Origin of the sequence: Stenotrophomonas sp. HMSC10F06 (genome assembly GCF_001807865.1) — a bacterium.
GTDB lineage: Bacteria > Pseudomonadota > Gammaproteobacteria > Xanthomonadales > Xanthomonadaceae > Stenotrophomonas > Stenotrophomonas bentonitica_A.
The window spans coordinates 1-20435 of sequence record NZ_KV791252.1 but is presented as its reverse complement, the minus strand read 5'-3'; the positions used below and the strand labels follow the sequence as shown (position 1 = coordinate 20435).

Annotated in this window: 20 protein-coding genes, 1 other RNA gene and 2 pseudogenes; 7 read left to right on the top strand and 16 right to left on the bottom strand. The window is 62.3% G+C overall.

Annotation, left to right across the window (positions count from 1 at the left end; all coding sequences use genetic code 11):
* Positions 1 to 54: 54 nt before the first annotated feature.
* Both HMPREF3113_RS01550 and HMPREF3113_RS01545 read right to left on the bottom strand, forming a co-directional pair.
* The gene (locus HMPREF3113_RS01550) at positions 55 to 1215 is read right to left on the bottom strand and encodes a hypothetical protein (protein ID WP_254665222.1); all 1161 of its coding nucleotides are present in this window, start codon (positions 1213 to 1215) and stop codon (positions 55 to 57) included.
* Positions 1205 to 2443, bottom strand: a complete 1239-nt coding sequence (locus tag HMPREF3113_RS01545) for a tyrosine-type recombinase/integrase (RefSeq protein WP_043033702.1) — start codon at positions 2441 to 2443, stop codon at positions 1205 to 1207. The genes HMPREF3113_RS01550 and HMPREF3113_RS01545 overlap by 11 nt, the downstream gene beginning before the upstream one ends.
* A 273-nt stretch (positions 2444 to 2716) precedes the next feature.
* Here HMPREF3113_RS01545 and HMPREF3113_RS01540 point away from each other — a divergent pair, with 273 nt between their 5' ends.
* Positions 2717 to 4264: a site-specific integrase gene (locus HMPREF3113_RS01540; RefSeq protein ID WP_070470379.1), complete on the top strand. Its 1548-nt coding sequence runs from the start codon at positions 2717 to 2719 to the stop codon at positions 4262 to 4264.
* A gap of 19 nt (positions 4265 to 4283) precedes the next feature.
* Here HMPREF3113_RS01540 and HMPREF3113_RS01535 read toward each other — a convergent pair whose 3' ends face one another.
* Entirely contained in the window at positions 4284 to 4472 is a 189-nt protein-coding gene (locus HMPREF3113_RS01535; RefSeq protein WP_005408295.1) for a hypothetical protein, read from the bottom strand.
* Complete coding sequence (locus tag HMPREF3113_RS01530; RefSeq protein WP_254665221.1) at positions 4469 to 4999, bottom strand: conjugal transfer protein TraD; 531 nt, start codon at positions 4997 to 4999, stop codon at positions 4469 to 4471. The genes HMPREF3113_RS01535 and HMPREF3113_RS01530 overlap by 4 nt, the downstream gene beginning before the upstream one ends.
* A gap of 218 nt (positions 5000 to 5217) precedes the next feature.
* On the opposite strand from HMPREF3113_RS01530, the gene mobQ reads away from it, so the two are divergent.
* Positions 5218 to 5934, top strand: coding sequence for a MobQ family relaxase (gene mobQ, locus HMPREF3113_RS01525; RefSeq protein ID WP_083298673.1), 717 nt, complete (start codon positions 5218 to 5220; stop codon positions 5932 to 5934).
* On the opposite strand, the gene HMPREF3113_RS01520 is transcribed toward mobQ, so the two are convergent.
* The 4 genes and pseudogenes from HMPREF3113_RS01520 to HMPREF3113_RS18275 all read right to left on the bottom strand — a co-directional run bounded on the left by HMPREF3113_RS01520 (position 5890) and on the right by HMPREF3113_RS18275 (position 9539).
* Positions 5890 to 7266, bottom strand: a complete 1377-nt coding sequence (locus HMPREF3113_RS01520; protein WP_049452916.1) for a Dyp-type peroxidase — start codon at positions 7264 to 7266, stop codon at positions 5890 to 5892. The genes mobQ and HMPREF3113_RS01520 overlap by 45 nt on opposite strands.
* Before the next feature lies 1 nt (position 7267).
* The gene (locus HMPREF3113_RS01515) at positions 7268 to 7963 is read right to left on the bottom strand and encodes a hypothetical protein (RefSeq protein WP_049452914.1); all 696 of its coding nucleotides are present in this window, start codon (positions 7961 to 7963) and stop codon (positions 7268 to 7270) included.
* A 24-nt stretch (positions 7964 to 7987) separates the two neighbouring features.
* On the bottom strand, positions 7988 to 9079 hold the full coding sequence (locus HMPREF3113_RS01510) for a catalase family protein (RefSeq protein ID WP_070470375.1): 1092 nt from the start codon (positions 9077 to 9079) through the stop codon (positions 7988 to 7990).
* A gap of 251 nt (positions 9080 to 9330) precedes the next feature.
* Positions 9331 to 9539 (bottom strand): annotated as a pseudogene (locus HMPREF3113_RS18275) (hypothetical protein).
* A 293-nt stretch (positions 9540 to 9832) separates the two neighbouring features.
* Here HMPREF3113_RS18275 and HMPREF3113_RS18270 point away from each other — a divergent pair.
* A pseudogene (locus HMPREF3113_RS18270) lies at positions 9833 to 10117 on the top strand (transposase); the annotation flags it as partial.
* A gap of 457 nt (positions 10118 to 10574) precedes the next feature.
* Here HMPREF3113_RS18270 and HMPREF3113_RS01500 read toward each other — a convergent pair.
* Together HMPREF3113_RS01500 and HMPREF3113_RS01495 are read right to left on the bottom strand one after the other, a co-directional pair.
* Complete coding sequence (locus HMPREF3113_RS01500; protein WP_254665220.1) at positions 10575 to 11672, bottom strand: hypothetical protein; 1098 nt, start codon at positions 11670 to 11672, stop codon at positions 10575 to 10577.
* 25 nt (positions 11673 to 11697) lie between these two features.
* Positions 11698 to 12936, bottom strand: a complete 1239-nt coding sequence (locus tag HMPREF3113_RS01495) for a tyrosine-type recombinase/integrase (protein ID WP_070470371.1) — start codon at positions 12934 to 12936, stop codon at positions 11698 to 11700.
* A gap of 475 nt (positions 12937 to 13411) precedes the next feature.
* Between HMPREF3113_RS01495 and HMPREF3113_RS01490 the strand changes: the two genes are divergently transcribed.
* Positions 13412 to 13864 (top strand): GNAT family N-acetyltransferase, encoded by a 453-nt coding sequence (locus tag HMPREF3113_RS01490; protein ID WP_019185786.1) that lies wholly within the window; start codon positions 13412 to 13414, stop codon positions 13862 to 13864.
* Between the two features lie 92 nt (positions 13865 to 13956).
* Here the strand turns inward: HMPREF3113_RS01490 and sugE are convergent, their stop codons facing one another.
* Positions 13957 to 14274, bottom strand: a complete 318-nt coding sequence (gene sugE, locus HMPREF3113_RS01485) for a DMT family transporter (protein WP_019185787.1) — start codon at positions 14272 to 14274, stop codon at positions 13957 to 13959.
* A gap of 278 nt (positions 14275 to 14552) precedes the next feature.
* Between sugE and ffs the strand changes: the two genes are divergently transcribed.
* An RNA gene (gene ffs / locus HMPREF3113_RS01480) (signal recognition particle sRNA small type) lies at positions 14553 to 14649 on the top strand.
* A 46-nt stretch (positions 14650 to 14695) separates the two neighbouring features.
* On the opposite strand, the gene HMPREF3113_RS01475 is transcribed toward ffs, so the two are convergent.
* The 3 genes from HMPREF3113_RS01475 to HMPREF3113_RS01465 are packed head-to-tail and all read right to left on the bottom strand — an operon-like array spanning position 14696 to position 16583.
* Complete coding sequence (locus HMPREF3113_RS01475; RefSeq protein WP_019185788.1) at positions 14696 to 15064, bottom strand: nuclear transport factor 2 family protein; 369 nt, start codon at positions 15062 to 15064, stop codon at positions 14696 to 14698.
* A gap of 2 nt (positions 15065 to 15066) precedes the next feature.
* Entirely contained in the window at positions 15067 to 15834 is a 768-nt protein-coding gene (locus HMPREF3113_RS01470; protein ID WP_019185789.1) for an MBL fold metallo-hydrolase, read from the bottom strand.
* The gene (locus HMPREF3113_RS01465; protein ID WP_070470369.1) at positions 15834 to 16583 is read right to left on the bottom strand and encodes a 3-deoxy-D-manno-octulosonic acid kinase; all 750 of its coding nucleotides are present in this window, start codon (positions 16581 to 16583) and stop codon (positions 15834 to 15836) included. The genes HMPREF3113_RS01470 and HMPREF3113_RS01465 overlap by 1 nt, the downstream gene beginning before the upstream one ends.
* Before the next feature lie 21 nt (positions 16584 to 16604).
* Here HMPREF3113_RS01465 and HMPREF3113_RS01460 point away from each other — a divergent pair, with 21 nt between their 5' ends.
* Complete coding sequence (locus HMPREF3113_RS01460; RefSeq protein ID WP_019185791.1) at positions 16605 to 17660, top strand: glycosyltransferase family 9 protein; 1056 nt, start codon at positions 16605 to 16607, stop codon at positions 17658 to 17660.
* On the opposite strand, the gene HMPREF3113_RS01455 is transcribed toward HMPREF3113_RS01460, so the two are convergent.
* Positions 17639 to 18046, bottom strand: a complete 408-nt coding sequence (locus HMPREF3113_RS01455; RefSeq protein ID WP_019185792.1) for a DUF6165 family protein — start codon at positions 18044 to 18046, stop codon at positions 17639 to 17641. The genes HMPREF3113_RS01460 and HMPREF3113_RS01455 overlap by 22 nt on opposite strands.
* A 607-nt stretch (positions 18047 to 18653) precedes the next feature.
* On the opposite strand from HMPREF3113_RS01455, the gene HMPREF3113_RS01450 reads away from it, so the two are divergent.
* Positions 18654 to 19949: a tyrosine-type recombinase/integrase gene (locus HMPREF3113_RS01450; protein WP_343124041.1), complete on the top strand. Its 1296-nt coding sequence runs from the start codon at positions 18654 to 18656 to the stop codon at positions 19947 to 19949.
* Between the two features lie 152 nt (positions 19950 to 20101).
* On the opposite strand, the gene HMPREF3113_RS01445 is transcribed toward HMPREF3113_RS01450, so the two are convergent.
* Positions 20102 to 20435 (bottom strand): IS3 family transposase (locus HMPREF3113_RS01445; RefSeq protein WP_139146275.1); only part of this gene is annotated, 334 nt, incomplete at its 5' end.

The window sequence follows — 20435 nt, the reverse complement described above, 5'->3', positions numbered from 1 at the left end:
CTTGGCGAAATGGAAAATGACCGGGTGTGCGCGTTACCCATCCCCGGCTTGGCGTCACCCTCGATCGCTGCGGATGTGCCTAAAGTCGCTCTTGTGCTTGTTGCGCCGGTACTTTTCACCGGTGATGAAGTAAACCAACGACTGCACCTGATCACTGTCTTCCCGGTCAAAGAAGCCAAGACCAACCAAGAGATCCACCAATTTTTCCCGATCGCCGCCGAGTCCTGGTTCCTTAGCACCACTCCAACGGCAGGCGGCATATAGGAGTTTTCTGAGCTTATGATTGATGAAATCCTGATCGAGGAATGTATCCGCCGGAACCTCTACGGCCTCTTCGGGAAGATCAATCTCCCCAAGGCCCTCGGACGAATAGTTGTAGCCGGGGTTGGCGAGCGTCGCCGCGAGCTCATGCCGACCGTCGTTGAAAGGCTTGGGATTCTTCTTGTAGCCGGCATTCAACTCTCGAAATTCTGCCGCAAGCGATGGCGCATCGATCTCACTGCGCGCCCTCCCTCGATTTCGATAGGCTTTGCGGAGGATCTCGTATACCAATGACGACGAATCTTTCAGCCCATAGGGGTCATCCGGCGCATCTCCACAGGCTGGCACAAGCACATCCTTAGCAGTCGGCGTGCTTTCCAAGGCGTCACTAAGTGCGGGCGCCTCAACGAAAACATCCTTGAAACTGACCCCGTGAAGAATGTACGAATACTGGCTTCTGATGCGATTCAACGTCTTCACGACCACAGGAGCACCCGAGCTGGCATCAAACTCGGTTGGCACCTTGTCGGCGATGGCCCGCTCGGTGGGCAAGAGGAAACCCAGCAAACCCTTTCGATACTTGAAATCGATTGAGGGAATGCCATCGTGCGTCAACGCGGATTCCAGACCTCCCGCACTGAATTGGTGCAATGCGATGGGGGGATATTCGAGAACGTCACGCAACTGCGATGTATCGAGCTGCAAATACCGTATCTGGGCCTGATTGCCATCAGCCCGCACGGGACCTTGGGTTGACTTCTGGGGCCACAGAAGCTGGTACCCAGGAGGAAAGGGGTCAATGGAGAGAAGGCTGACCCGAAATCCCTTCGGGACCTTGACGTAGAACCTGTCGTATCCAGCCTCAAGGAGCCTGTGAACGAACTCAACAGGGTCGTTCCCGTCAAGCATGCTGGCTAAGGGCCGGACTCGAATGGCTGGCGATTCAGGCGTCATGCGGCGAGGCATCCTTCTTGGGCTTCTTTGCAGGTGGGTGAACAAAGTCGGCCCAGGCCTGCATCATCGGACGACGTTGCTCCAAGAGATCTGTGCGGTGGTAGGCGGCCTCGACCTTGTCCTTGACCGTATGCGCCAACGCCCGCTCTGCCAGGTCACGGGCATAGCCTTGCTCGCTGCACCAGTCGCGGAAGCTCGAGCGGAAGCCGTGGGCGGTCGCAATACGCCCAGGCGTGTCGCTCGGTGCGTTCGCTCTCCGCAACAAGGCTGTGAGCGTCATGTCCGACATGACCGAACGAGCCTGCACAGAGGGAAAGACAAGTTCGTCGTGATGGCCTTCCTGGCGCCTGAGCAGCTTGACGGACTGTTCCGACAATGGCACTCGATGAGGCTGTTTGGCCTTCATGCGAGCAGCAGGAATCGTCCACAGCTTCGCGCGAAGGTTCACTTCCGCCCACGTCATCCCGCGCACCTCGCCGGAACGACTGGCATTCAGGATCAGGAACAGCAAAGCATTTCGCGTGACTTCGTACTCGCCAGCTCCTGCAAGTTCTGCTTTCACGAACGATGGAAGCTTCGCCCAGGGCATTGCTGGCTGATGCTCCTGCCGGACAGACTTTCCCGGCTGCAGCGGAAGCAGATGTGTTACGACATCGACCGGGTTGGCTTGGTTAAATCCGTGCGCCCAACCCCACGCCATTACCGCGTGTAGCCGTTGCTTCACGCGACTTGCCGTCTCTGCCTTGTCGAGCCAGATGGGGCGGAGGACATCCGCAACGTGCCGCGGTTGCAACTGGTCGATGGGAAGGGAGCCAATCCGTGGAAACGCGTACTCAGTCAGCGTATTAAGCCACTGCTGTGCGTGCTTGGGATTCTTCCACCCGGGCTTTAGTTCCGCGTGGAGTAGCTCCGCTGCTTCCTGAAAGGTCGGTGTCTTCGGCTTAGCGTGGTCAGCCGCCTTAACCTCCAACGGATCCTGCCCACTCGCGATCTGCTCGCGCATTTCTCGCGCCAGTTTACCCACCAGAGCAATCCCAACTTCGGGGTAGGCACCCAAGCCGGCGTTGCGTCGCTTGCCCGTGGCAGGACTGACGTAGCGCAGCACCCACTTACCCTGCCCCTTCTGTGAGGGCGACGGATGCAGCGTCAGGCCAGTTATGCCTCCGTGCGGGACAGCCTGACCGCCAGGGCTCAGGCTGCGAGCCTTTGCATCCGTGATCAATCCCATGTCCTTCCTCGGCCCCCCTGTTTCCGGTATGCCATCGAGTATGCCATTTGATGTTTGCTTCCTTTAGGTGTCGTTGGGGTCGATTGGTACGCAGCTGTAGCTAAGTTGCTGAACCGCGTGCTAGAATTTTCAAAGGTTGAGATCGGCTGGGCCCCGTTGGGCATCGCCCGAGCAGTTCTTCTCTCCGCCAGCATTACATAAGCCCCTGTTTTTACAGGGGTTTTTTGTTGGCTAAAAGATCGCGGGCAGGGCACAAATCGGGGCACAACTCCGATGGCACTTCCTCACTACCTTACGCAGGCCGCGTCAGGCCGTTACCTCTTCCGCATCCGCGTTCCCTCTGCATTGCGTGAAAGGGTTGGACGCGCTTTCCTCAAGCGTTCGCTGGGCGCTGACCTGCTGGCCGCACGGTTGGCCGCGTTGGAGCTGTCCGCCCGCTATGCTGCGGCTTTCACCGCCATACAGGACACAGGGATGAGCAAGGACGACGTGGACGCGTTGATTGCACGCTTGAGCAAAAGCCGTCTGCCGGAACTCACGCTGGAACGCACGCAACGCGCCGATGGCTCCATCGTCGAGCGCTGGCAACTGGACAACGACGACGACGTCCGGCTTTACCGCCAAGCCACGGCCCCACGCGGTCGCAATGCCGAACTGGCAGCGATGTATGAAAAGGACCCGCTCATGGCCATGCTGGACGGCTACGAGCCCCCTGCCCCCTCTCCGGCACCTGCTGCACCTGCGCCAACGGCTCCGGCCGCTACTGTGGCCGAAGCCATTTCCATGGGCAAGGCGCGCGACGCATGGCTGAAAAGCCTTGAGGCGTTCACCAGCCCCAAGACCCTGACCATCAAGGGCACGGCCATCAACATGCTGGTGGACTACATCGGCAGCAACCACCAGGTGCACACCATCGGCCGGCCTGACATGGCGCGCTTCTATCAACACTTGCGCGACAAGGGCAACAGCACGCCCTCCATCTACAACAAACAGTCCTACCTGGGCGGTGCGGGCGGCTTCTTCGATTGGGCCACCAAATCCGGCCACTTCCCGACCGTGGACAACCCGGCCAAGGGTCACGTGCGTTACACGGCCAAGGAAAAGCGCCAGCGGAAAAAGCTGGGCTTCAAGGCCTTCACCCTGCCCCAGATCCACACTCTCTACGCGCCCGAGCAGGTCGCCAGGCTTTCCCCCGGCACACGCTGGGCCGCCCTGCTGGGCCTTTACACCGGCGGCCGGGCCGGCGAAGTCGGGCAACTACTGCTGACGGACGTGGCAGAGGCCGACGGCGTGCCCGTCCTCCACGTGACCGACGAAGGCGAGAACCAGCGGCTTAAAAGCGATGTCTCCAAACGGGTGGTGCCCATCCACGCCGACCTGCTGGCGCTAGGCTTCCTCAACTACGTGCAGCGGCTGCGGGACCGTGGCGATACCCGCTTGTTCCCGCAAGCCGCCACCAACGCCAAGAACGGGCCCGGTAACTGGATTTCCAAAGCGTTCGGCTACTACATGGGCAAGCTGTCTGCCGATTGGCCGAAAGCCAAACGCGGCTTCCACAGTCTGCGCAAGAGCGTCATCCAGGAGATGCAGACCGCTGGCGTCGCCTCGGAAATGAGGGCCCAAATCGTCGGCCACGAACTGGACGACGAACACCATGCGACTTACAGCCGGGAATTCACCGCCGCCGAGAAACTGCACGGTGCCGGCAAGTCTCCCGGCCTGTCGGTGCTGGCCTATGCGCTCAACTTGGACGCCTTGCGCCCCCTGTTGACTGAGCTGCCTGACAGCAAGCCCAGCAACCGAACCAAGGAACGGGCTTAAACCTTTCCAGCGATGGCCTTCAACGCGGCCATCGCTTCCTGCTGGCGCTCATCGGGCAGCTTAGACACCAGCAACTCACCTCTGCCAGAAAATCCGACGTGGCGTAGAAATACGGCAGCGGCAGGCCCAGCGCATTGGCCAGGAACTGGGCGCGCAGGGCTTCCATCTGTCGGGCCAACAACGGGTCGGGGGTCTTGGGGCGATTCATGACCGCGCCCCTTCACGGGCTGCCGCCCGCGCCTCCAGATGCTGAATACCCTTTTCGCGGAGCTGGCCCCGCACGTTCGGGTGCGTGGCCATCCGCTCGCCAATCACGAGCAGCGCCCCGACGATTTCGGCCGGGTCCCAGCCATCGGCTTCGGCGGCAATCGTCAGCCCGCCCAGCACGATTTTTCGGTGTGCATCGGCCGAGCGGAACAGCTTGGCACGCTCCTTGGCTTTCTCCCGGGCGACCTGACGGGCCTCCCGTGCTTTCTGTTGCTTCTCCGCCAGCAAGAGTTTGGCTTGCTCCTTTGCAGCCACCTCCAGCAGTTTGGAGAGTTTTAGTTTTTGCTTCTCAACATCTACCACGACACGCTCAAAAATAGCCCTGATAACCAATGCAACCAGAAAACAGGCCGAAGGCAAGGGGGCACCGCCCCAATGCCTGGCGCGAGCGAGCAGCGAGCACGGCTTTTGCTTTTGGCTAAAAAGTTGACAGTTTTTGCGTGCATGGGACCCTGATTGCAGGGGCAAGCGAGCACAGCGAGCAGCCCGGTTCTCAAAGGGTTTTCAGAGGGTGCGAAGCGCCCGAAGAAAACAACAAGAGCGCGGTTATGCAAACTCCTTCGGAGTTTGCCCGCGGTCAGGGGCTTCGCCCCCGACACCCCGCGAACGCCTTCGGCATTCGCTGCCCCTTCCGCCGGACGCCCCCGTAAACGGGGACTGGCGGGCTGTTTTCATCTGGGGATCCCGTGGCCATTTACCGTTGCGAAATCAAAACCGTCAGTCGTAGCCAAGGCGCCAGCGCCGTGGCCGGCGCGGCGTATCGCGCGGGCCTGGACCTTGCCGACCTGCGCACCGGCGAGCGTCACGATTACACCCGCAAGCAAGGCGTGGTGGCCTCGGGCATTCTGGCCCCGGCCGGTTCCCCCGAGTGGGCCCAAGACCCGGCCCAACTCTGGAACGCGGCCGAAGCCGCCGAGACGCGCAAGAACAGCGTGGTGGCACGGGAGTTCCTCGTATCGCTGCCGCACGAACTGACCGACGCGCAACGCGCCGAGCTGGCCCGCGACCTCACCGCCAACCTGGTGGAGCGGTTCGGCTTTGCGGCCATGTTCGCCATCCACGCCCCGGACAAGAACGCCGACGAGCGCAACCACCACGTGCACATCCTCGCCACTACCCGGCGGATGGAGCCCACCGGGCTGGGCGCGAAAACCCGTGAACTGGACGATCGCAAAACCGGGGCGGTGGAGGAAGTTCGCGCAAAAGTGGCCAGTACGATCAACCAGCACCTGGAACGTGCAGGCTTGTCCGCTCGCGTGGACGTGGCGCAAGGCTTAGGCCACCGTGCCGCCTGGGCACGGTGGCCTCTCAGTGCAGGGCCCGCGAGCACGCATAGCGCCCAGCGCGCCCGCGCCGGCTCAATCGAACTTCCCCTCGCCGATCCAGCGCAGCGCGCTCAATGACGGCATGAACATGTACTCGCCGCCGCGCAGGCGATTGAAGGTACTCACATCGGCCACGCGTCGACGCACTGGCGACTGGGGAATCGTGAAGCTGCCGGGCTCCTCGTGCAGGCCGACGATCGGGTCGCGTTCAGAACCCAGGTCGATGAAGTTGCCGCGATTGATCCATTCCTGCTGCAGGAATTCGATCGTGTCGTAGGCCCGGGCGCTGATGAAGATGAAGAAGATCCCGCGATCCGCCTTGGCATCGTCGGTGCCGGTCACGTCATCGCTCCACTTTGGTCCAAACGTGGACGAACGCCGAATGATGCGATGAATGTGCTCGTCGCTGAGGATCGTCAGCTGGCTCCCCCGCGGATTGAGGCGGCGCATATGTGCCGAATGCGGGCACATCCGACCAAGGGCATCATGCTGGTAGTCGAAATCGTTGTTGCGTTGCGGGTCGGCGCCGAGCTCGGGATCGTCTCGTTCCGGCGCTAGCGGTAGCGGCGCGCCGGAGCGCCAGCGTCCGAACATCTTCGCGGCAAGAGCATGCTGGGCCTGCTTGTCCTCGCCTGCATGTATGCGCATGAAATCGTTGAACGCACCCACCCGGCTTTCGTACTTGCGCATCACCACGAACGAGCCGTTGCGCCCCAATACGTCCGGCTGGGGCATGCGCAACGGCGCACCGGCTTCGCTGTTTTCCCCAAGGATGAACTCTCCCGCAGCGATCGCACGCTGCTGCCCGGGCTGTGGTTCCACGCCAGCGCCAGCCACTGTTGGCTGCGAAATCGAATCGCGGAAGCCGAATGGATTCTGGGCATCGGCGTCGGCGCCGAAACGGTGCGTTGCCAGCAAGGTCACGCCACTGCAGGCATTTAGCTCGCCCATGGCTTTGTCCACCGCAACATCCAGATGTACTTCATCGCGCGCATAGATGGTCAGGGCGATATGGCAATTGCCCGGTGTGAACACTTCCTCCCAAGTCTCTGGCGCGTTTTCCCCGAAGTCACGCAGCTGTTCGGCGCGTGCTGCCATTCCCTGCCGGAACGACAGGGGGAAGCTCTCCAGCGAGGACGGCGGCAATCCAAGCGCCTTGAGCCCTTCGTGACTGATGGCCACGCCGATCCAGGTATCAAGCTCCTCGGTCCAGCCGGAAGCAGTGGGGACATGCGGGGCGAGCCGGCGCAGCAGATCGCGCCCACCGGCCGCCTGTTCCACGTGCAGCAAAGCATGAATCCCGACGTAAGGCTCAGGACGCGATCGCAGGATGAGCGCCTGGATGTCATCGAGGTTCAGGGTCACCCGGTCACGACGGAAACGGGCAGCAAGGTCAGCGAGCAGGCCCATGTCAGTAATCCACCCCCTGCGGGACGGAGATGGCCTGCTCCAGCGTCTCCAGCGCTGCACGCGTGGTCGCATCCATCTGCGTATTTTCGGACATCGTATCCAAGAAGGCCTGCAACGCCTTGTCCATGCGTTGGTAACGGCGCACGTCCACTACCGTGACCTGGGGATTGGCGACAAACCAACCGGCCGCGTCGATCTGGTGATCGGCGATGAAATCCTTGACCTGCGGACTGTCGATGCCAGGCCAGCCCTCCACGTTGGCGAACAACAGGTCCATCAAGCCTGGAATCTTGGTGGCGAAATCGTTGATGTAGGTATCCCAGTCACCATCGTAGGCCGTGGCGAACAGGATCCGCGTGTCGTCATCGAACAACACAAACCGCATGTCATGAAGCGTGGACACGCGTTGCGCGCCGTCGAAATTGCCCCCGGTCAGGCCGAAGATGCGCTTGAGCCGATCCGCGCCACCGGGCTTGAGCGTGGCGATGGCCGACAACTCGGAGACATTTCCCGACTGCCGACCGGCGCGACCGGCGCTTTGGGAGCTGCCCTTGTAGGCATCGTTGTGTTGCTTGATCAAGGCTTCGAGCGCGATCCTGGCAAGCTTTGGCAAGTCCTGCGCCAGTTCGCCAGCACGGCGCCGGATCTCCTCCGGCTTGGTCTCATCGGCGAGGCGTGGATCATTCGACGTGGTCATCGGGGGTCCTTGTCGTGGGAAGGCTCAATCCGGGATATCGGCCAGATGCTCCGGCTCGACCCGCGGTTGGGTGTTCATGGCATGGCGGAAACTGCTGGAACGCTCATACGCGGCGCGGCGGATGCGCATGATCCCGCCCAACGGACGATGGGCCTGCACGCCATTCCAGGGATTGAACGACAACACGTCGTCGCCGTAGACCCGGCGTGCGGGCGTATAGGGCGCCTGCGGGGCAAAGCGCAGCGTCGCAAGCGGCATGTGCGGCGAGGCATCCTCGTCCCAGCGCACGGCTGCATCCTCCACAGGCATCTTCGCTACGTCGGTGCACAACTGCGCCCGCAGCGTGTACTCGGCGCCATGACGCGCGAAATGCTGCTCGATCACATCCCGCATCGTCGAGAAGCCGACATCCTCCACGGCCACCCCGGTCAGTGCGCGCACATCGTTGGACGCTGGCACCAGCGAAAGCTTGGCCACGTAGTCGCCGAAACGCAGGGCGCCCTGCGTGTGGTAGGACTCTCCCAGCGGGTTGTGGTTGTCGCGCCCCAGGCCCTCGAGCGTCGCACCGGGCGTCCCGCCCAGCGCTTCGACTGCTTCCTTGGTACCGCGTGCGAGCCCGGCGACGATCCGCTGGAAGATGTCCGGCGCGTGTGCGTTCTTCTCCAGCACGCCCAGCAGTGTCTTGTACTTGGGGATGGTGCCAAAGGCGAGCACGGGGAAGTTCACCATCAGGAAATCCTGATTGCGGCCTCCGATCTGCGGTGACAGACGTTCGCCGTCCACACCGATCAGCTTGATTGCGAACCCGCGCGGCGCCGGGATCGCATCGGAGTGGATATCGCCGGGCGCCGAGGACAGGCGCGCCACCACGCCGTAGGTCGCGGGCCTGCGGAATATCCCCTGCGCAAGTGCTGGCGGGAGGTCCGAATGGACGGACAACTCCCCTTTGAGGACCGCGTGCGATTTTGCATGCGCATCGCGAATGGCATGCCGATGGCGCTCATAGGCAGCACGGTTACCTTCGGCCATCTGCGTGACGATCTCCTCGATCAGACGATCCTCGTCTTCGTCGACGTTTTCCAGTGCTTCGCTGTAAAGAACGGGTTGATCGACCATGGATCTCCTGCGTCGATAGGCATGGCATGCGGTTGTCCGGCACGCCGCCATACGACAGGGTATTGGGGATTACGATACTGACATGCAAGCGTGATGAGGCCATGAAGCCGCTCGCTTCATGGCCTCGGGTTGCAGAAGGTTGGCTCGCTTTCGGCACGCCCTGGCCTCGCCGCGTCGGTCCACGCATGAGCGGTGCGTGCCGAGACTTTCCGGTGGGAAGCGTTGGCCTGCTCAACCGATGACCCGCCGGGTCAAGGACGGCACGAAGCTGAGAAGTAGCGCGGGATCAGCTGCGGGGTCTGGTCCGGCAGTTCGACTTCCACTTCGTCGACATAGCACTAGCCCCAGCCTTCGGGCGGCTCGTAGCCTTCGATGATCGGATGGCCGAGCATTACTCGTAGCCTAGCGCGCTTGGCGTGACATCGACAATCTGGTCTTCATGCGTGCAGCGCGGGCGCATGGCTTTCCTCGGGGGGGAGGGCAGGACGGGCTGGCGCGATGCAGGGTATTGATGGATCTGGGAGACCACGGCGGCGCCCTCGCCCACGGCGGCCGCAACGCGCTTGACCGACCCGGCGCGCACATCGCCTGGGGTTCGACCAGTACCCAAGGAAAACGCGTGACGCGCCTTTGTGAAATCGAAGTGACCTGCCCCCAGTAGCCGTACCACCCATTACTGGTGGAGCCCGGGGTTGAAGGGTACTGCGGTGGGATGGGTTTGGGTTCGGTGGTTGGCAGCAAACTGGGCCGGCGGGATTGAGTCTGCGCGGCGGGACGACCGTCGATGCCACGATCATCGCCGCGCCAAGCTCGACCAAAAACGTCCAAGGCAAGCGTGACCCGGACATGCATCAGACCAGGAAGGGCAACCAGTGGTATTTCGGGATGAAGGCGCACATCGGCGTGGACGATGCCTCTGGCCTGGTGCACCACGTGCGATGCACGGCGGCCAAAGTGGCTGACATCACCCAGACCCATAAGCTGCTGCATGGCGATGAGGACACGGTGTGTGGCGACAGCGGCTATACCGGTGCGGACACCCCTCCATGTTTTATGGGCTTTGGGAAGCGCCCCGATCTAACACCTGAGTACCAGGTGGCTCTGCTCACGGGAATCATGCCTGGGGTAGCTGCCACCCCGTTTTGGGCTTTTCGGCCAATGATGTCCCAGATGCGTACGAAGCCTTCCGCGGGCAAACCGCTAATGACGGCCGTGCTCGGCGCAGCAGCTGGCATCTGCGGAGTGGCTACCAACGGAAACTCATTCGCTTGGAGTCGCTTGCCAGCCAACTGCAGCGCGGCGCCGAACGCTTCTAATGCCATTCCCAAATCAGCCAGGACGTCCTCGAAGATGTCGCTGTTGATTTCCTTGGAATTGCCTTGATCGAGTCGCGTTCTCCGCATCGGCATGATTTTCGTTCCGATCCTGCTAATAGACCCATGGACCAAGGTTCGAGCCTGGACATCACCCGAATGTGCAGCCGACGTAAGCAGCGTCACATACGATCGCCTCGGATGTGCCTGAATTCGCTTCTGTATTTGTTGCGCAGGTACTTCTTCCCCGTAATGAAGTAGACCGACGCTTGCACCTGATCACTGTCTTCTCTGTCGAAGAAGCCAAGACCGACCAAGAGATCAACCAGCTTCTCTCGATCGTTTTGGAGTGCCGGCTCCATGGCGCCGCTCCAGCGGCAGGCTGCGTATAAGAGTTTCTTGAGTCTATTATTGATAAATGATTGGTCGAGGAACGTATTTGCCGGAACCTCTACGGTCTCGATAGGAAGATTGATTTCACTAAGGCCGTCGGTCGAATAGCTATAGCTGGGATTGGCAAGTGTTGCGGCGAATTCATGTCGCCCGTCGTTGAACGGCTTAGGGTTTTTTGTGTAGGAAGCATTGAGCTTACGAAAATCTGCCGCCAACGATGGGGTGTCGATTTCCTCGCGCGCTTTATCCCGATTTTTGTAAGCCGCCTCGAGGATCTTGAATAAGAGTGGTGACGAGCGCTCGATGCCATAAGGATCAGGTGGCAGCTCCTCTCCGGGTGGGGCGTCCTGGCTTTCGGTGCTAAGTGCAACGCTGATCGCCGCCTCTTCAACGTAAATGTCAGTGAAGTCAACGCCGGACAGATAGTACGAGTACATGTTCGAGTTTGGTTTGGCGGCCTTCAGCACTTTGGAAGGCCCGAGCCCTGGCGTCGTCACGGTAGGTGTCGCGCTCGCGACCGAATGCGCTATTGGCTCCAGCACGCCTTGACGGATGGGCTGGTGATCAAAATCGATTGACGGGCGACCATCTGCCCTCATCCGTCGAAATAGAGCGCCTGCGCTGAAAATGTGCAGAGCAATAGGTTGGTGCTCAATGAGCTTCTGTACCTGCCACTCATCGAGCTGCAGGAAACTGGGTTCGCCATAATGGCGAATAGAAGAAGGAGCGGCACCTTGCTCGGGACAAACACGGTGAGCGAATAGGTGCCCAGGCTCTTTGAAGTGACAGCGAAACCCCTCCGGAACATGGACGTAGAATCTCCCACCGATTTCGGTCAGCCTGAGCATGAAGTCAACGGGATCCTCTCCTTCAAGCATGCGGCTCATCGGCTTGACGCGGACGGGGAGTGGCTCAGTTGTCATGAGTCGTGGTGTTCTTCTTGAGCTCATTCTTGGCTGACAGAACAAAGTCGGCCCATGCTTGCATCATCGGACGACGTTGCTCCAAAAGGTCAGTACGGTGGTAGGCCGCCTCGACCTTGTCCTTGACGGCGTGTGCCAAGGCGCGCTCCGCTAGGTCGCGTGCGTAGCCCCGTTCGCTGCACCAGTCCCGGAAGCTCGAGCGGAATCCGTGCACGGTCGCCACGCGCCCAGGTGTGTCGCTGGGTGCATTCACCCTGCGTAGCAAAGCGGTCAGCGTCATATCGGACATCACGGACCGAGCCTGTACGGATGGAAAGACGAGCTCGTCGTGTTGACCTGCGTGGCGTTTGAGGATCTCGACGGCTGGCAGCGACAAGGGCACCCGATGAATTACCTTGGCCTTCATTCGTGCAGCTGGAATGGTCCACAGCTTCGTACGAAGGTTCACCTCACTCCATGCCATCCCTCGCACCTCGCCAGAACGGCTGGCGTTCAGGACCAGGAACAACAGAGCGTTGCGCGTCACCTCGAGCTCGCCCGCACCGACGAGTTCCGCCTTCACGAAGGACGGAACCGTAGCCCAAGGCATGGCCGGCTGGTGCTCCTGACGAACGGCTTTGCCAGGCTGCAGCGGAAGTAGGTGGGTGACCACGTCGACCGGGTTCGCCCCATTAAAGCCGTGCGCCCATCCCCATGCCATCACGGCGTGGAGGCGCTGCTTCACCCGAGTCGCCGTTTCCGCCTTCTCCAGCCAGATAGGGCGCAGGACGTCCGCGATATGCCGAGGCTGGATTAGATCGATTGGAAGAGAACCAACAGTCGGGAACGCGTACTCGGTCAGCGTGTTGAGCCATTGCTGAGCGTGCTTGGCGTTCTTCCACCCGGGCGTTAGTTCGCGGTGGAGCTGCGCCGCAGCTTCCTGGAACGTCGGCGTCTTAGGCTTGGCATCCTCCGCAGCTTTGGTTTCCAGCGGGTCGCTTCCTGCCGCGATTTGTTCCCGCATCTCCCGGGCGAGCTTGCCCGCCAGGGCGATGCCAACCTGGGGGTAGCTGCCCAGGCCCGCGTTCCGGCGCTTGCCTGTCACTGGACTGACAAAGCGCAGGACCCATTTGCCGCGCCCCCTATGCGTGGCCGATGGGATCAGCGTGAGTCCAGTTACCCCGCCGTGAGCCACCGCCTGGCCACCAGGCCCCAAACTTCGGGCCTTAGCATCGGTGATCAGGGGCATCCCTCACCTCGAACTCCTGTCTTCTGGTATGCCATCCAGTATGCCATTTAACGTTTGCTGCCCTTGGGGTTCGTTGGGATCAGTTGGCGGCCAGGAGTGGCTAAGCCACTGAGCCCTGTGCTAAAATTTTTTGGCGTTGGGTTTGACTGCGTCCCATTGGGTAGCGTCGCGGCAGTCCCTCTCTCCGCCAGACAAACGCAAAAGGCCGCCCCTCGGGGCGGCCTTTTGCGTTTCTCACGTTCGTCATTCATCCGGCTCCGGTAGCAGTGCGCGAAACCATGGAGAGGGGGATGAGAACCCCCGACCGGGGGTTCGACGGATTCGCCAGGAGCGAATCCGGACAGCCGAACGGCTGTCCCTGGAGCGCATCCGCGCGGAAGGGCTGGGTGCATGGATGCACCCAGCAATCCCAATGAAGCGGCAAGCCTGCATCCGAAGCCGACCACCCCAACGCGGAGCATGCCAAAGTCCCCCCATGCCCACCCTGCGCCCCTACACCCCAACAGACGCCCCCGCCTGCCTGGCACTGTTCGACACCAACGTGCCGCGTTACTTCGCCCCACACGAACGCCACGACTTCGCCAACTATCTACTTCACCCAGACCGCGCCCACGACTATCTGGTCATCGAGCACAACGGCCACATCGTCGCCTGCGGCGGCCTCGCCCTGGACAACGAGCACACGGCGGCCTTCTGCTGGGGCATGGTCGATAACGCCCAACATCGCCAAGGCCTGGGCAAGCAGCTCTCCCACGCACGCCTTGCCCACGCAAAAGCGCTAGGCGCCCAGCGCGTCACGCTCAGCACCAGCCAGCACACGCAGGATTTCTACGCCGGACTCGGCTTCGCCGTCACCCACATCACCCCCGATGGGCACGGCCCCGGGCTGGATGCGGTGGAGATGGTGCTCGAACTGGCGCCGCGTTGAGCGGCGCCAGTGATTCGATCGGGTCAGCAGTGCGTCAGCCACGCATGGCGTGGCTCTACCGTCGTCGACGCCGCAGCCTTCGCTTTAGAGCCTCAGCTGCTGCTCAACTTCATCAACACCAATCCGCTCACGATCAACACCGCTGCAGCAATCCGCATCGCGCTGACCTGCTCGCCGAGGAAGGTAATGCCGATCACGAACGCGCCGACCGCGCCGATGCCGGTCCAGATCGTGTACGCAGTGCCCAGCGGCAACGTGCGCATCGCCAGCGACAGCAGCCAGAAGCTGGCGATCATGGTGACGAGGGTGATGATCGACGGGGTGAGCCTGCTGAACCCCTCGGACTGCTTCATCGAGAACGCCCAGACGATTTCCAGCACACCGGCTGCCAACAGATAGATCCAGGCCATGCGGCCCTCCTTGATGGGGGCCAGGCCGTCCTGGTCAGTGGTTCCCGAAATGGGGGAGGCCGTTCCTCCTGTGCCACGCATTTTAGCAACCCACTCGCCGGATGCCCTATTCCGGCGGCACCGGGCTACACGGGATTCAGCCTCCGCGTCTGGCACTGCAGGCCGTGCATGCGCTAGAATGCGCGACTGCACTGCCGGACCTGTTCCTGCGTTGCACCTTCCGCCTGCGGCCGGCTGATCCTCGATCGCCCTGCAGCCGGAACGTCTCTATGGTGGCCCCGTCGGCCCCTCGCGACGCTAGGTCGAAAATCCCGCCAGGGCCGGAAGGCAGCAACGGTATCGATCGACGCGGGCGCCGAGGTCAGCCGGCGGGGCCGCCACCTTTTTGGGCGCCAGGCTTCCCCCTCAGTGATGCTGCCGCTCAAGGCACCGCAGGCGTGCCCTGATGGAACACCATCCGCCATGCCGCACCGCACAGCCGCCACAGCGAACTGCGCAACACCTCGCGCTGGCGCTCGCCGCCGACCACATACCAGCTGCGATAGCGCACCTGTGCCAAGGTGGGCGCCAACAACACGACCTGGTAGTCGGTGGACACGATCTCGACCTGCGCGCGCTCGCGCGGAATCTCCGCCAGCGCAGCAGCCCGATCGAAACACGCACCCGAGCTGCCGATCTCACTGAAGTCGTCATCCAGCAATGCCGCCAGCTGCGCGACATCGCCACGCACCGCAGGTTCGTGCAACGCGCGTTCGAGCGCCTGCAGATGAGCGGCCAGCGCGTCGTCCATGCTCAGGGAGGATCCTGCGCCAGCACGTGCATGGCGGTGGGAGACGCCAGCGCCACACGTTCGCCGGGCACGGCCACGCGGTGACCCCGCTGGCGCAGCGCCTCGCCGTCAGCCTCGCTGGCGTAGTGGTAGAGCATCATCCGCGCCTGCAACTCGGCCGTGTATTCACGCTCCAGGTCATCCACACCGGTGTGCGACGGGTTGCCATGCAGGCCGCAATCGTGGGCGATCAGTTCGTTGTCGTCGGCGTAGCGCGCCAGCATTTCCGGAATCGGCCGGGTATCGCCACTCCAGGTGACCGCACCCTTCAGGCGCAGGCCATAGGCGGTTTCCGGCCAGTGATGGCGGACCGGAAACACTTCCAGGCGCACGCCGTCATGCCAGAACGCATCGCCGACCACGATCAGCTGGAACGCATCCCAGAAATTCGCACCGCCCTCGGCCAGCACGTTCGGGTAATCGGCCACGCGCTTGTGCAGCAGCGGCACGACCGTCGCCGGCACGTACACGCGAATACGCCCACGACGCTGCGGCGAGAAATACGCATCGACGAACAGGCGTTCGAAACCGGCGACGTGGTCCAGGTGCACATGGGTGACGAACAATGCCTGCGGCACATGGCCGTAGTGCGCCTGGAACGCAGTGAGCCCTTCCCCGCCGCAATCGATGGTCAGCCACGGGCGTCCATCGCGTTCGATCACCGCCATCGGCGAACCGAGCTGCACGGCCGACGCATTGCCGACCCCCATGAAACGCAGTGCCCAGTCCATCAGTAACCCCGGTTCCAGGCCAGATCGTAGGCGCGGCGCAGCCGTGCGTAGTCCTTCTCGACGTCATCCTGGCTGCGCTCACCGCGCAGCTTGATCAGCGAGCGCAGCAGCCGCTTGAGATTGCGCTCGCGCCAGCGGGTGGCCGGGGTGCGCAGCACGCCGCGATCGAAATCGATCAGCCAGCCGTGGCCGTTGGCGTCGAACAGAATGTTGTGGGCGTTGAGATCGGCGTGGTCCAGCCCGACGCGATGGAACCGCGCGATCAGCCGGCCGGTCTCTTCCCAGGGCGCGCCGCGCCCGGCGACCAGCGCGCGGTCGGCCAGCGAACGCACGCCCTCCAGGCGCTCCATCAGGATCGCCGCCTTGTAGCGCAGGCCTTCGCGCATGTAGAACGCGGCGATCGGTCGCGGCACCGGCAGCTTCTGCGCGCGCAGGGCACGCATCAGCCGGAACTCGGCGAAACTGCGGGTGCGGTTGGCCCCGCGCCAGATGTAGTGGTCCCGGCTGAGCTTGGCCGCCAGGCCGCCACGCAGGTACTGGCGCAGCACGGCATGACCGAAGGGGGCATCGACGAACCAGGCGCCACCACGGCCGCCATCGCCGACCGGCCGTGCCCGCTCGCCCCAGTGGGCCGGTGCGAACAGGCTCATCTCGGCTTGCCGCAAGGCTTCGCGGTCGAACAGAATGGCACCGATACCGCGTCCATCGCGGCAGGGCGTCAGCGCTTCAGTGGCGTCGAATGCGACCATTCCTTCGAGTCTAACAACACCATGGCACCATCGTCCTCTTCCTTGTGTCTTTTGCGTTTGTCCGCGCTGGGGGACGTGACCCATGTGGTGCCGCTGGTACGCACCCTGCAGCAGGCCGATCCCGGGGTGTCGCTGCACTGGATCATCGACAAGGCCGGCCACAAGCTGCTCGATGGCCTGCCCGGCGTGACCTTCCACAGCTACGACAAGAAGACTGGCCTGGCCGGCATGCGCGCCCTGCGCGACAGCCTTCCCGCCGAGCGCTTCGATGCGCTGCTGCAGATGCAGGTGGCTTTCCGTGCCAACGTGCTGTCCGCCTTCGTGCCGGCCAAGCGCCGCATTGGCTATGACAAGGCCCGCTCCAAGGATCTTCACGGGCTTTTCATCAATGAGCGCATCCCCGACCGCCCCGGCATCCATGTGCTGGATGCAATCGGCAGCTTCTGCGAACCGCTCGGCCTGAAGCAGACCGAGGTCAGCTGGGACCTGGCCGTGCCGCCGGCCGCGGTCGAGTGGGCCAACGCCCAGTGGACCGACGATGGCCGCCCGGTGCTGATGATCTCGCCCTGCTCCAGCCATGTGCGCCGCAACTGGTATGCCGACCGCTATGCAGCCGTGGCCAACCACGCCACCTCACGCGGCTGGCGGGTGGTGCTGTGCGGTGGGCGCAGCGAACTGGAACGCGGCATGGCCGATGCGATCCAGGCCCAGCTGGCCACGCCGGCGCTGGACCTGGTCGGCAAGGACACGCTCAAGCAGCTGCCGGCGCTGTTGGCGCGCGCCGCGCTGGTGATGACGCCCGACTCGGGCCCGATGCATATCGCCAACGCGATGGGCACCAAGGTGCTGGGCCTGCATGCAGCGAGCAACCCGCACCGCAGCGGCCCCTACTCCGACCGCCGCTACTGCGTGGACCGTTACGACGATGCCGCGCGCAAGTTCCTGGGCAAACCGGCCAGCGAACTGAAGTGGGGCGCGAAGGTCGAGTTCGACGACGTGATGCAGTTGATCACCGTCGAGGACGGCATCGCCGCCTTCGAACGGTATGTCGCCGATTACGCGCCGCGCGGCGCGTAATCCTTGTACGACTTCTCTTCCACGTAGAGCGAGCCCAGCGCCAGGTTGATGTCCTTCTTGATGCGGGCGCGCTCATCGTTCTGCTGGTAGACGCTGCGCGCCAGCTCGACGAAATGGTCGTCGAAGGCCTGCGCCTTGTCCTGCAGGCGAATGTTGTCTTCGATGTCCCACAGGCGCTCGTTGACCGCCTTGAGCTCGGCACGCAGGCGCGCGATGTCCTTGACCCCGGCCGGGTGCGCCATCCAGGTCTTTTCCAGCGCGCTCAGTTCGGTGCGGATGTTGGCCAGCTTGGCCTCGTCGCTGATGCGCTCGGACTTGATCTGCAGAATCGAGATCTTGTCGAGCAGTTCACCGAAGGACACGGGGACAAGGATTTCAGCGGTCATGGGGGAGATCCGTTACGTGAGGTGGGCAGTTTAGCGGAGCGCAGGTTGGCGGGGTGTGGGGTGGGGGTGCGGGCCCCGGGTAGAGCCACGCCATGCGTGGCTGCGCGATGGCCGCTTCATTGGGATTGCTGGGTGCATCCATGCACCCAGCCCTTCCGCGCTTGCGCGCTCCAGGGCCGCGCCTCCTGGAGTTGGAGACGCCGTTGGCGATGAACTCGTCGCCACGCGCCCGGGAATGTCGGTGATGGCGCTGTGGCTTCGGAGACAGGGTGGCCGCTTCATTGGGATTGCTGGGTGCATCCATGCACCCAGCCCTTCCGCGCTTGCGCGCTCCAGGGCCAGACGTTCGTCTGTCCGGATCTGCTCCTGCAGATCCGTCGAACCCCCGTCGGCGGTTCTCGTCCGCCCATCAGGCCGGATAAAAAGAAAAGGGCCGCCCGATGGGCAGCCCTTTTCTTTTTATCTGGCGGAGAGGGGGACTGCCATAGATCCGTCCAAGGAAATCCAGTGGCATCGCAAATAACATATATTTGCCATTTAGTTTCAATGGCTTACAAGTGACGTCATCCAGCACCGTCCAGCAACACCCATCACCACCCAACGCGAAATGGCATACCAGATGGCATACTGGATGGCATACCAGATGGCATACCAGACACCCATGGCACTGCTTACCGACATCAAAGCCAGAAGCACCACTCCCGGGAGCACAGCACTGCCACACGGCGGAGTCCCCGGCCTAAGCCTGCATCCTTCACGCACAAAGAAGGGGCAAGGTAAGTGGGTCCTACGCTACGTGAGCCCTACCACTGGCAAACGCCGCAATGCAGGCCTCGGCAGCTACCCGCATGTGAGCATCGCCCTTGCCGGCAAGCTGGCTCGCGAAATGCGCGAAGAGATTGCACTTGGGCAAGATCCCCTGGCGACCAAGGCGCCCGCAGTTGCTGCACCCGTGATGCCAACCTTCCAAGAGGCGGCAGAACAGGTACATGCCGAACTCAAGCCAGGGTGGAAGAATGCCAAGCACGCCCAGCAGTGGATCAACACGCTTACCGAGTACGCCTTCCCCAAGATCGGCTCCCTACCGATGGATCAACTTCAGCCTCGTCATATGGCCGATGTCTTGCGCCCGATCTGGCTGGAAAAAGCAGAGACCGCTTCCAGGGTAAAGCAGCGTTTGCATGCCGTGATGGCCTGGGGCTGGGCACACGGGTTCAACCAAGCCAACCCCGTGGATGTAGTCACCCATCTGCTACCGGTACAACCCAGCAAGACGGTCAGACAAGAGCATCAACCGGCCATGCCTTGGGCCGACATCCCGGCGTTTGTCAAAACCAGACTGGCGGATACAAACGAGCTAGATGTCACCAAACGTGCGCTGCTGTTTTTGATCTTGACCGCTGCGCGCTCTGGCGAAGTCAGGGGAATGACTTGGGATGAGGTCAATTTGCGCAACAAAGTCTGGATCATTCCTGCCGATCGCATGAAAGCCAGCCAGACCCATCGTGTCCCACTCTCTGAACAAGCCATCACTTTGCTGCAGGTACAGGCAGGGAAGCACGATCATCTGGTCTTCCCATCGATCCAGTCCCGAACAGTCCTCTCGGACATGACCCTAACTGCGCTATTGCGCCTCCTGAAGGCCCACAGCGATAGCGACAAGCGGACAGCCACCGCGCACGGCTTCCGGTCAAGCTTTCGCGACTGGTGCAGCGAGGAAGGCTATGCTCGGGATCTTGCTGAACGCGCGCTGGCCCACACTGTCCAAAACAAGGTCGAAGCTGCCTATCACCGCACCGATCTGCTGGAGCAACGACGCCCCATGATGCAGGCATGGGCTGATTTCATCCTCCCCAGACCTGCTCCGGACTGCTCTAGTCAGCCCATAGACCGACACGAATAGTGTTCAAGACATCCGGCCTCGACTCAATCTCTGGATCTCCCACGACAAGTTGAACAGGGCTCTACCCCCATCTCACTAGGATGGGGGTGGACAGACGGGCAGATGGGAAGTAGTAATATTACTAACACAACTCCCATCGCGCCACAGGGGTTCTACCCCGAAATCACGGATTGTTTGGAAAGGGCTGAAAACTTCTGGTCCTGCTTGACCCGACGCCGTCGCATCCTGGGGTTGTGGCGGCGCTCGATGTATTCGAACACATCGGACCGGGCGGCATCGAGTGTGGGATACGTTGTGCGATAGATCCGCTCGCGCTTGAGCAATCCGAAAAAGCCCTCGCAGGCTGCATTGTCGCCACAATGCCCCACCGCACTCATCGAGCAGAGCAGGCCATTGGCGGCCAGGTAATCCTGGTAATCACCGCTACGAAATTGGCTGCCGCGGTCGGAGTGCAGCCGCTCCTGCCGTTGCCAAACCGCCATCTGC

Excerpts from the sequence above, each read along its gene's own strand:
- HMPREF3113_RS01450 (WP_343124041.1), top strand. The coding sequence starts at position 18,654 with ATGGCATACCAGATGGCATACTGGATGGCATACCAGATGGCATACCAG.
- HMPREF3113_RS01520 (WP_049452916.1), bottom strand. The coding sequence starts at position 7,266 with ATGGGCCTGCTCGCTGACCTTGCTGCCCGTTTCCGTCGTGACCGGGTG.
- HMPREF3113_RS01540 (WP_070470379.1), top strand. The coding sequence starts at position 2,717 with ATGGCACTTCCTCACTACCTTACGCAGGCCGCGTCAGGCCGTTACCTC.
- HMPREF3113_RS01455 (WP_019185792.1), bottom strand. The coding sequence starts at position 18,046 with ATGACCGCTGAAATCCTTGTCCCCGTGTCCTTCGGTGAACTGCTCGAC.
- HMPREF3113_RS01490 (WP_019185786.1), top strand. The coding sequence starts at position 13,412 with ATGCCCACCCTGCGCCCCTACACCCCAACAGACGCCCCCGCCTGCCTG.
- HMPREF3113_RS01515 (WP_049452914.1), bottom strand. The coding sequence starts at position 7,963 with ATGACCACGTCGAATGATCCACGCCTCGCCGATGAGACCAAGCCGGAG.
- HMPREF3113_RS01550 (WP_254665222.1), bottom strand. The coding sequence starts at position 1,215 with ATGACGCCTGAATCGCCAGCCATTCGAGTCCGGCCCTTAGCCAGCATG.
- HMPREF3113_RS01535 (WP_005408295.1), bottom strand. The coding sequence starts at position 4,472 with ATGAATCGCCCCAAGACCCCCGACCCGTTGTTGGCCCGACAGATGGAA.
- HMPREF3113_RS01470 (WP_019185789.1), bottom strand. The coding sequence starts at position 15,834 with ATGGACTGGGCACTGCGTTTCATGGGGGTCGGCAATGCGTCGGCCGTG.
- HMPREF3113_RS01495 (WP_070470371.1), bottom strand. The coding sequence starts at position 12,936 with ATGCCCCTGATCACCGATGCTAAGGCCCGAAGTTTGGGGCCTGGTGGC.
- HMPREF3113_RS01465 (WP_070470369.1), bottom strand. The coding sequence starts at position 16,583 with ATGGTCGCATTCGACGCCACTGAAGCGCTGACGCCCTGCCGCGATGGA.
- HMPREF3113_RS01500 (WP_254665220.1), bottom strand. The coding sequence starts at position 11,672 with ATGAGCCGCATGCTTGAAGGAGAGGATCCCGTTGACTTCATGCTCAGG.
- HMPREF3113_RS01510 (WP_070470375.1), bottom strand. The coding sequence starts at position 9,079 with ATGGTCGATCAACCCGTTCTTTACAGCGAAGCACTGGAAAACGTCGAC.
- HMPREF3113_RS01475 (WP_019185788.1), bottom strand. The coding sequence starts at position 15,064 with ATGGACGACGCGCTGGCCGCTCATCTGCAGGCGCTCGAACGCGCGTTG.
- HMPREF3113_RS01545 (WP_043033702.1), bottom strand. The coding sequence starts at position 2,443 with ATGGGATTGATCACGGATGCAAAGGCTCGCAGCCTGAGCCCTGGCGGT.
- sugE (WP_019185787.1), bottom strand. The coding sequence starts at position 14,274 with ATGGCCTGGATCTATCTGTTGGCAGCCGGTGTGCTGGAAATCGTCTGG.
- HMPREF3113_RS01460 (WP_019185791.1), top strand. The coding sequence starts at position 16,605 with ATGGCACCATCGTCCTCTTCCTTGTGTCTTTTGCGTTTGTCCGCGCTG.